Below are 9,072 nucleotides of genomic sequence, written 5' to 3'. Positions count from 1 at the left end.
GAGGTGTACGAGCACCTGGTTTTTGACGCCAACCGCCACCTCCCGCTGGCCGGCTTCGACGGCATGGCCGAGCGCACCATCACGATCTCCAGCGCGGCCAAGATGTTCAACTGCACCGGATGGAAGATCGGGTGGGCCTGCGGCCCAGCGCAACTCATCGCCGGCGTGCGCGCGGCCAAACAGTATCTGAGCTACGTCGGCGGTGCGCCGTTCCAGCCCGCGGTGGCTCTCGCGCTGGACACCGAGGACGCCTGGGTCGCCGAGCTTCGCCGCTCCTTGCAAGGCAGGCGGGACCGGCTGGCCGCCGGGCTGAGCGAGATCGGCTTTGCGCTGCACGACAGCAACGGCACCTATTTCCTGTGCGCCGACCCGCGCCCGCTCGGCTACGACGACAGCACCGCCTTTTGCGCGACGCTCCCGGAGAAGGTCGGCGTGGCGGCCATCCCGATGTCGGCGTTCTGCGATCCCGCGGCACCCCATGCCGACGTGTGGAATCACTTGGTGCGCTTCACGTTCTGCAAACGCGAGGCCACCCTCGACGAGGCAATCAGGCGCCTCGCGGCGCTGCGGGGCCCATAACCCGCTTCCGGAGTCCCTCCAGCGCGGCATGCAGGATCTTCTTGCGGGCCCGGCTGATCACGAACTCGGGCAGCGGCGCCGACGGTTCGACGGTGATGCCGAATCGCACCCGGGTTTTGTCGTCACCCTCGCGGGTCAGGTTGTACTCGCCGTGCTGGCCGTGTTGGTGGATGGTCTTTTCGGCGTCCCAGACCATCCAGTCCGGGCCCCAGTGGTACTCGAGGAACTGCGTGTCGAAGATTCCCATCACCCTGATCGTCACCTTGACGTGGAACGGTCGCCCGTCGGGATAGGTGTCGATGACCTCGGCCTTCTTGTGCACCGCGGACCACGACGGCACGTTCTCCATGTCGGCGAGCGCATCCATGATGGTTTCCGGCGGCGCGTCGATGACAATTTCCGACGATGCTTGTACGGCCACTGGCTAAGTCGCACCGCCCGGTTTCCCGCCGCCGGTCAACAGCTCGCTGAGCCCCTTCACCGAGGCGTCGAGAACTTTTTCCGTGGCTCGCTTGACGACGAACGCCGGAATGGGTCCCGCCGGCTCGACGGTGATGTCGAAACGCACCCGCGTCTTGTCGAGGCCCTCGGGCTTGAGGTTGTACTCGATGTGCTGGCCGTGCTGTTTGGCGGTCCGCTTGGCGTCGTAGACGACCCAGTCGGGGCCCCAGTGGTATTCCAGGATCTCGTTGTCGACCAGCCCCAGAATCTTGATCTTGGTCTCGACGTGGTGTGGGCGTCCGTCGGGATAACGGTCGATCACTTCGATGTGTTTGTGTAGCGGCGACCACGATGACAGGACGCCGACGTCTGTCAGCGCCTCCATGACCACTTCCGGCGGCGCGTCAACGACGAATTCCCGTGATGCTTTTACGGCCACTACAGAACAAAGTAACCCCAGCGCCCCACACGCGGGTGGGGTTCGCGTAAATCTCTACTTACCAGCCGATTTCGTCGAGCGGAGTGGTTGCTGCGGGCGGCGGCCCGACCGGTCCGGCCGGGGTGCGGGAGAAGCGCGGTGCGGGAGCGGCCTGTTTCACGCCGTGCGCGGTGATCAACGTCGACCTGGCGTTCAGATGGTCGTCGGCGGCCGCCTCATTCCAGGTCAACACCGGGGTGACGCACGCGTCGGTGCCGGCGAAGGTCTCCGTCCATTCGTCGCGGGTCCGGCTGGCGAAGCGCTTCGCGAAGATGTCGTACATCCGTTGATACGAACCGATGTCGAGCTGGGCAGGCACCTCGTCGGGCGACAGGCCGAGCCCGTCGAGCAGCGCCGCGAAGAATTGCGGCTCGATGGCGCCGACGGCGACGTACTTGCCGTCGGCGGTCTCGTAGCACCGGTAGAACGGGGCGCCGCCGTCGAGCAGAAACGATTCGCGCTCGTCGCGCAGCGAACCGGTCGACTTCATGGTCCACATCATCTGGGCGAGCAGGCTGACCCCGTCCACCATCGCGGCGTCGACGACCTGGCCCCGGCCCGACCGTTCCCGCTCGTACAGCGCGACCGTGATGCCCAGGAGCACCAGCATCGAACCGCCACCGAAGTCGGCGACCAGGTTCAGGGGCGGCATCGGCGGCCGGTCCCGATGCCCGAGCGCCGAGAGCGCGCCGGTCTGCGAGAGGTAGTTGATGTCGTGGCCCGCCGTGTGTGCCACCGGTCCGTGCTGTCCCCAGCCGGTGATGCGCGCGAAGATCAGCCGCGGATTGACCGCCGCGCAGTCCTCGGGTCCGATGCCGAGCCGCTCGCAGGTGCCGGGCCGGAAGCAGTCGAGCAGCACGTCGGCCTTGGCGGCCAGCCCCAGCAGCGCCTGAGGCTGCGACTTGACGTCGAGGTCGACGATCCGCTTCCCGCGGTGCAGCAGGTCGCGGTCCTCCGGCGGCATGGTCAGGCCGCCAGGCCGGCGCACGCGCACCACGTCGGCGCCGAGGTCGGCAAGCATCATCCCGGCATGCGGCCCCGGCCCGATGCCGCCGAGTTCGATGACCCGCACCCCGGCCAGGGGACCCTCGCTCGTCACCGCGACTAGTTGCCCTTCTTCACCGCAAGCACCCGCTCGCGCAGGGCCTTGGTCGCGGAGTCGATCGTGCCCTTGACGGCCCGTTTGAGCACGAAGCCGGGCAGCGGCACGTTGGGGTCGACGCGGATCTCCATCTTGACCAGGGTCGCGTCTCCCTGGGGAACCAAGGTGTACTTGCCGTCCTGCGACTTCTGCTGGCCGGAGCTGACCAGCGTCCAGCTCACGTCGTTGCCGTTCCAGGTGTAGGCCACCACCTGTTCGTCGGTGATGCCCGCGGTCCTGACCTTCATCTTCACCTTGCTGGGCCGCCCGTTGTCCCCGGTCTCGAGGATCTCCGCGCTCTGATGCGGGTCCGACCATTCGGGCATCGCTTCAAAGTCGGCGATGACGTCCAGAATCTCCTCGGGGCTCGCTTCGATGACGATGTCGCGGGATTCTTTGATAGCCATGCCCGCACAATAGGCGAAGCAGCGTGTCGGCTGGAACGGTTTGGACCGGGCGTACCGTCGTGCTTGTGACTGATCCCCTCGTCTGCACCGTCGGTGACTACCTACTGGACCGCCTCGCCGAACTCGGTGTCTCCGAGATCTTCGGCGTTCCCGGCGACTACAACCTGGAATTCCTGGACCACATCGTCGCCCATCCGACCATTCGGTGGGTGGGCAGCGCCAACGAGCTCAACGCCGGCTATGCGGCCGACGGGTACGGGCGGCTGCGCGGAATGTCGGCCGTGGTAACGACATTCGGGGTGGGTGAGCTGTCGGCCACCAATGCGATCGCCGGCAGCTACGCTGAGCACGTGCCCGTCGTGCACATCGTCGGCGGCCCGTCCAAAGACGCCCAGGGCGCCCGGCGCGCGCTGCACCATTCCCTCGGCGACGGCGACTTCGAGCACTTCTTTCGGATCAGTCGCGAAATCACCTGCGCCCAGGCGAATCTCATGCCGGCTACGGCATGCCGAGAGATCGATCGGGTGCTCTCGGAGGTACGCGAGCAAAAACGGCCCGGATACCTGCTGTTGTCCACCGACGTGGCCCGCTTCCCCACCGAACCGCCCGACGCGCCGCTGCCGCGCTACACCGGTGGCACCAGCCCGCGCGCACTGTCGCTGTTCATCGAGGCCGCCACCCAACTCATCGGCGATCATCAGCTGACCGTGCTGGCCGACTTGCTGGTGCACCGGCTGCAAGCCGTCAAGGAGCTTGAGGCGTTGCTTGCGGCGGACGTGGTGCCGCACGCCACGTTGATGTGGGGAAAGAGCCTGCTCGACGAGAGCTCCCCCAATTTTCTTGGCATCTATGCCGGTTCGGCCAGCGCCGAACGGGTGCGCGCGGCAATCGAGGACGCGCCGGTGCTGGTGACAGCGGGGGTCGTTTTCACCGACATGGTCAGCGGCTTCTTCAGCCAGCGGATCGACCCGGCGCGGACCATCGACGTCGGACAGTACCAAAGCAGTGTGGCCGGTGAGGTTTTCGCGCCGATGGAGATGGGCGCCGCGCTGGAGGCGCTGGCCGACATCCTGGCCCGGCGCGGGATCACGTCGCCCCCCGTGCAGGCCCCGCCGGCCGAGCCCCTGCCACCACCCCCGCCGCGCGATCAACCACTCACCCAACAAATGGTTTGGGACCGGCTGTGCGTCGCGCTCACACCGGGCAACGTGGTGCTGGCCGACCAGGGCACCTCGTACTACGGAATGGCGGATCATCGGTTGCCGCACGGCGTCACCTTCATCGGCCAACCGCTTTGGGGTTCAATCGGTTACACGCTGCCCGCGGCGGTCGGGGCCGCGGTGGCGCATCCGGACCGCAGGACGGTTCTGCTGATCGGTGATGGCGCCGCGCAGCTGACCGTGCAGGAACTCGGCATCTTCTCCCGCGAGGGACTGTCCCCGGTCATCGTGGTGGTCAACAACGACGGCTACACCGTCGAACGGGCGATCCACGGGAAGATGGCCCCGTACAACGACATCGTGAGCTGGAGCTGGACCGACGTCCCGCGCGCGCTGGGGGTTTCCAACCACCTGGCGTTCCGCGCGCAGGCCTACGGCGAACTCGACGACGCGTTCACCGCGGCGGCGCAGCATCAGGACCGCATGGTCTTCGTCGAGGTGGTCCTGCCGCGGCTGGAGATCCCGCGTCTGCTCGGCCAACTCGTCGGATCCATGTCGCCGGAGGCTAACGCGCGCCGCCGGGAAGGCTAGCGCGGGCGCCCCGCCCGGTCCGGGGTTGAGGCGCGCAGCATCGCCTGCACGGTGCGCCGGCAGCGCCCGCAATCGGCGCCGGCCCCACAGGCCTGGGCGACCTCCTTGGTCGTGGACGCCCCGGCGGCGACGCATTCGGCGACCGTGTGGCTGGTGACGCCGTTGCAGAGGCAGACGAACATCAGCGGCGCTCAGTCGATGCGCATCGTGTCGTACAGCCGGCCGACGAACACCGGCGGGTGGGCGCCGACGCCCACGCCCGACATCCATTGCGCCGCGGCGTCGGGATGGTCGATCCAACGCTGGGCGGCGACCTCGTCGGGAAACTCCGACAGGATCAGCACCTCGCGGTCGTCGTCAAAAGCCTGGAATACCGACGTCTTTCGGACGCCTGCCCCGGCGAGCCCGTCCATGGCCGCGCGGAATCCCGCGGTCAGGGTCGCGACGTCCTCGACGGACGCGATCGCGCACACCACCACGCCGGGCGCGGCCGGTTTGGGCGACGGTTGCGGAACAAATCTGTCGATGATCTCGCCGGCAAAGACTGCGGGTATGTCCTCGACGCCGGCGGCGTCGAACCAGTCGAAGAAGACCCGCGAGCGCAGCAGCTCCACGATGGGCTCGCGGCTGTGCACCCCGATCATCACCAGCACGCGCCCGTGCTCGTGGGTGGACGTGTACACCAGCACATGGTGGGCGCCGATGTCGGCGAGCGCCGCCTTGTTGCGCTCGAGCAGCGGCCACACCCGGGTCGGGTCGGGGACGCGATAGTCCGATGCGATCACCATCGAGTGAATGTCACCGGTGCTCAACGTGGTTGTCCTAGACCGGGTTGAACGACGAAATGAGCCACTTCCCATTGGCTTTCGTCAGCGTGACCGTCACGCTGCTGTTGGTGAACGTCGGCTCCGGCCGATCCTTGCTCTGCGTGCTCTGGTTGACGAACAACAGCACGGTGGCCGAATCCGGGCGCAGGTCGGACACCGCGGCGCGCAGCACCACGGCGCTGGTCTTCACCGATTTCTGCTTGGCCGCGGGGGCGACGATCTGCTGGGTGAATTGGTCGTAGTAGGACAAGAAGTCGCCGGTCAGGTGTGACTTCGCGGAAGTGAAATCGCGGTCGAGGGTGTCGGGCGAATACGACAGCACCGCCACCGTTCCGTCGCTTGCGGCGGAGATGGCGGACTTCGCGGCCGACGCATCGGTCGCGCGGTCCGGCCGATAGGAGTACCAGTACTGCCAGCCAAGCAGGCTCAGCGAGGCGATCACGAGCAACGCCAGCACGGCCGGGACCACCTTGCCGGCCGACCGTTTCTTCGCCTGGGCGGCAAGGCGCTTCCAGCGGCCGGGCGTTTTACCGTAATCGTCGATGTCCTCGGCGGGCTCCGCCTGTTCTGCTACCTCGGTCGTCTCTTCGGCCTCCGCCGTCTCCTCGACTTCCGCGGTGTCTTGGACCGATTTTTCGTCTGCGGTCACGGCACAAACTCGACTTTCGATATCTTGAGCTGGCCACCGTCGCGAGTGACCGTCACGATTAGCCGGTAGTTACGCGGATCCTGTTTGGCGCCGGCCGCATTGGTGACCTCGGAGGTGGAGGCCACCAGCACCACCGCCGAATCCTTCGTCATCGAGTCCAGCTCCACGGCCGCAGCCTGAACGCTGCCCTGCGACACCACCTTCGACTGCTCCACCACCTTGGTGAAATCGTCGGCCATCTTCAGGAAGTCGTCCTTGAAAGTGCCCGTGGAGTTCTCCAGGATGCGCTGCACGCCTTGCTTGGCGTTGTTGAAGTCCAGCGACGTCAACGTCACGACGCCCTGGCGCGCGGCGGCGACGAACTCGGCGGCGCGCTGTCGCTGCCGGACCGCGTCGCGGTGCTCCTTGATCATGTAGCCACTGCCCGCGAAGGCCACGAGGATCACGATGATCGCCAGGGAAGCGGCGAGGGTGGACCACTTGGGGCGGCGAAGCCGTCGGGTCAGGCGGAGCCGGCGGCTGGCCGGCGCGGGCGCCCCGGCCTCGTCGGCGTCGGCCTCGGCGACCGGCTCTTCGGTGTCGGCAGCTTCGGCGTCTTCGGCGGCCTCGGTCTCGTCCGCCTTCACCTCGGACGCCGCGTCGGGCACCTCGGCCTGGACGGATCCTGCTGCGTCCGCCTCGTCTTCTGCTGCGACGGCTTCTTCGGTGGCTGCTTCCTTGGTTTCGGAGAGCTGGGCCTCCGCGAGTTCGGCCTCGCGGCGCAACTGGATGGCGCGGGCCCGGGCGCGGGCGGCGGCGGCAAGGGCTTCCGCTTCTTGGGCTTCCGCCTCGGCCTGTTCGGCCAGCGCCCGGATTTCGGCGGCAGTGCTGGGGGTCTCGTCCTCGTTCACCGGAACCGATTTCGTGTCAGCGGCGTTCTGGCGGGCGCCGCCACTCACCGCTCACCAGCCCGAGAACGAGGCTGCTCGTGACTCAATGCCAAACTCCTCTACCGCTTGCCCGCGCTACCTTGCTTCCGTCCGCCGACGGCGGGCCACGGCGTCCCAGCAAGGCGTCGTCGCCGTTGGGCCACCCTACTCGGGAAGCGCATTAGCGGCGAGCATCTGCGCCGATATTCTTCCGCCGCGAATGTCGCGGCGACCAGGAGAGCCACGTTATCACCCTCTCCTGAGAGGCCTGCCCATGTCGCCGCGGCGTCGCTGTACAAATGCACAACAAGCTGTGGAAACGGGGTTCTCTTATCGGGCATACGGAGAGGCCGCCCGGGGCTAGCGCAGTAAGTCTTTGACCACCTTGCCGGTGGCGTTGAGGGGCAAGGACTCCAGGAACTGCACCGAGCGCGGCACCTTGAAGCCCGCCATGCGTTCGCGGCACCAGCCGATCAATTCGTCGGCGCTGACGGTGTATTCGCCGTCTTTGCGGACCACGAACGCCTTGCCTACCTGGCCGAGCCGCTCGTCGGGAACGCCGATCACCGCCGCCTGCGCGACGGCCGGGTGGTTCATCAGGAAGCCTTCGATCTCGGCGGGATACGCGTTGAATCCGCCGACGATGAACATGTCCTTCTTGCGCCCGACGATCCGGAGGCGGCCCGCCTCGGTGAAACTGCCCAGATCTCCGGTGTGCAGCCAGCCGTCGGCGTCGATCGCCTCCGCGGTGGCGACGGGATCGTCGAGATAGCCCTGCATGACGCCGTAGCCGCGAACCAGCACCTCGCCGTCGTCGGCGATGCGCACCTCGACTCCCTCGCAGGGCACGCCTGCGGTCGTGGCCACGTCCTCGAAGGAATCGCCGGGCAGCGACAGCGTGACGTTCCCGGCCTCGGTGAGCCCGTAACCGGTCATCAGCGTCTGGAACGGCAATTCGTCGTGGATGCGACGAATCAGCTCGACGGGGATGTCGGCGGCGCCGGTCACACCGGCCCGAAGCGTCGACAGCTTGGACTTGTCTTGAATCGCGAGCAGCGAGTGGTACAGCGTCGGCGGCCCGGGCAGCATCGTGATGCCTTCGTGCGCAATCAGATCCACCACCGTGTCGACGTCGAAGACCGCGACCGGCAGCATCGTCGCGCCGCGCAGGAAGGACGTGACCAGTCCCGCCTTCAGGCCGAAGGTGTGGAAGTAGGGGTTGATCTGCAAGTAGCGGTCGCCTTGACGCAGATCGGCGAGCGTCGCCCATTCCTCGTACATCCGCAGCGTCTGGCGATGATTCATCATCGCGCCCTTCGGGCGGCCGGTCGTGCCCGAGGTAAAGATGATGTCCGAGATGTCGTTGCCGTTGACCGCCCGCTCGAACGGGCTACCGCAGGAAAGAAAGTCGGACTTCAGGTCGATGACGGGCGTCCCCGCCGGTGCGGTGTAGTCCTGGCCGAGAAAGCCCTTCTGCACCAGGACGGCCTTGACTCGGCTGCGGGCGATGATGTCGCCGGCTTCTTCGGTCTTGAACCGCGTGTTGACCGGCACCAGCACGCCGCCCGCGGTGAGCAGCCCGAAAGCCGCGATGATCCACTCCGCCGAGTTGGGCGCCCAGATCGCGACGCGGTCACCCTTATTGACACCGAGGCTCGCGAACGCGCCTGCGGCGCAACGGATCCGCTCGACGACCTCGTTGAACGTCAAGCGCAGCGGACCGTCGACAACCGCTTCCGCGTCACCGAAGCGGTCCGCCGCGCTCAAGACCATCTCGGGGATGGTCTGCCAATTTGGATTGGCCGGCTCTCCCCCGCGAGCGGGAGGTGCCCCCACCTCATCGCGCTTCGCGCTCTGCATCGTCACCGCCCGGCCAGGATCAGCCGGTGCG

General features: G+C 67.1%; 11 protein-coding genes. 2 read left to right on the top strand and 9 right to left on the bottom strand.

Going from position 1 to position 9,072, the window contains the following annotated elements; all coding sequences use genetic code 11:
* Positions 1 to 579 (top strand): aminotransferase class I/II-fold pyridoxal phosphate-dependent enzyme (locus A5706_RS27840; protein ID WP_156767381.1); only part of this gene is annotated, 579 nt, incomplete at its 5' end.
* On the opposite strand, the gene A5706_RS27835 is transcribed toward A5706_RS27840, so the two are convergent.
* The 4 genes from A5706_RS27835 to A5706_RS27820 are packed head-to-tail and all read right to left on the bottom strand — an operon-like array spanning position 548 to position 3,046.
* The gene (locus A5706_RS27835) at positions 548 to 1,000 is read right to left on the bottom strand and encodes an SRPBCC family protein (protein WP_068138443.1); all 453 of its coding nucleotides are present in this window, start codon (positions 998 to 1,000) and stop codon (positions 548 to 550) included. The genes A5706_RS27840 and A5706_RS27835 overlap by 32 nt on opposite strands.
* A gap of 3 nt (positions 1,001 to 1,003) precedes the next feature.
* Complete coding sequence (locus A5706_RS27830; RefSeq protein ID WP_068138440.1) at positions 1,004 to 1,459, bottom strand: SRPBCC family protein; 456 nt, start codon at positions 1,457 to 1,459, stop codon at positions 1,004 to 1,006.
* Positions 1,460 to 1,517: 58 nt separating this feature from the next.
* A complete protein-coding gene (locus A5706_RS27825) occupies positions 1,518 to 2,597 on the bottom strand; it encodes a CaiB/BaiF CoA-transferase family protein (RefSeq protein ID WP_068138437.1) in 1,080 nt (359 codons plus the stop codon).
* Positions 2,598 to 2,602: 5 nt separating this feature from the next.
* Complete coding sequence (locus A5706_RS27820) at positions 2,603 to 3,046, bottom strand: SRPBCC family protein (protein ID WP_068138434.1); 444 nt, start codon at positions 3,044 to 3,046, stop codon at positions 2,603 to 2,605.
* Between the two features lie 59 nt (positions 3,047 to 3,105).
* Here A5706_RS27820 and A5706_RS27815 point away from each other — a divergent pair, with 59 nt between their 5' ends.
* Positions 3,106 to 4,797: an alpha-keto acid decarboxylase family protein gene (locus A5706_RS27815; protein WP_156767380.1), complete on the top strand. Its 1,692-nt coding sequence runs from the start codon at positions 3,106 to 3,108 to the stop codon at positions 4,795 to 4,797.
* Here A5706_RS27815 and A5706_RS27810 read toward each other — a convergent pair.
* From A5706_RS27810 to A5706_RS27790, 5 genes are all read right to left on the bottom strand, one after another.
* Positions 4,794 to 4,979: a bacterioferritin-associated ferredoxin gene (locus tag A5706_RS27810; protein ID WP_068138427.1), complete on the bottom strand. Its 186-nt coding sequence runs from the start codon at positions 4,977 to 4,979 to the stop codon at positions 4,794 to 4,796. The two genes, A5706_RS27815 and A5706_RS27810, sit on opposite strands and share 4 nt — an antisense overlap.
* Positions 4,980 to 4,988: 9 nt before the next feature.
* Entirely contained in the window at positions 4,989 to 5,609 is a 621-nt protein-coding gene (locus tag A5706_RS27805) for a fatty-acid--CoA ligase (RefSeq protein ID WP_068138424.1), read from the bottom strand.
* 10 nt (positions 5,610 to 5,619) lie between these two features.
* The gene (locus A5706_RS27800; protein WP_156767379.1) at positions 5,620 to 6,273 is read right to left on the bottom strand and encodes a twin-arginine translocation pathway signal; all 654 of its coding nucleotides are present in this window, start codon (positions 6,271 to 6,273) and stop codon (positions 5,620 to 5,622) included.
* Positions 6,270 to 7,211 (bottom strand): hypothetical protein, encoded by a 942-nt coding sequence (locus tag A5706_RS27795; RefSeq protein ID WP_068138421.1) that lies wholly within the window; start codon positions 7,209 to 7,211, stop codon positions 6,270 to 6,272. The genes A5706_RS27800 and A5706_RS27795 overlap by 4 nt, the downstream gene beginning before the upstream one ends.
* A gap of 330 nt (positions 7,212 to 7,541) precedes the next feature.
* Positions 7,542 to 9,041 (bottom strand): FadD3 family acyl-CoA ligase, encoded by a 1,500-nt coding sequence (locus tag A5706_RS27790; protein WP_082964692.1) that lies wholly within the window; start codon positions 9,039 to 9,041, stop codon positions 7,542 to 7,544.
* Positions 9,042 to 9,072: the final 31 nt, after the last annotated feature.

The organism is Mycobacterium sp. E796 (assembly GCF_001672815.1).
GTDB lineage: Bacteria > Actinomycetota > Actinomycetes > Mycobacteriales > Mycobacteriaceae > Mycobacterium.
The sequence above is the reverse complement of the archived record's forward strand: the minus strand, read 5'-3'. Positions and strand labels throughout refer to the sequence as shown.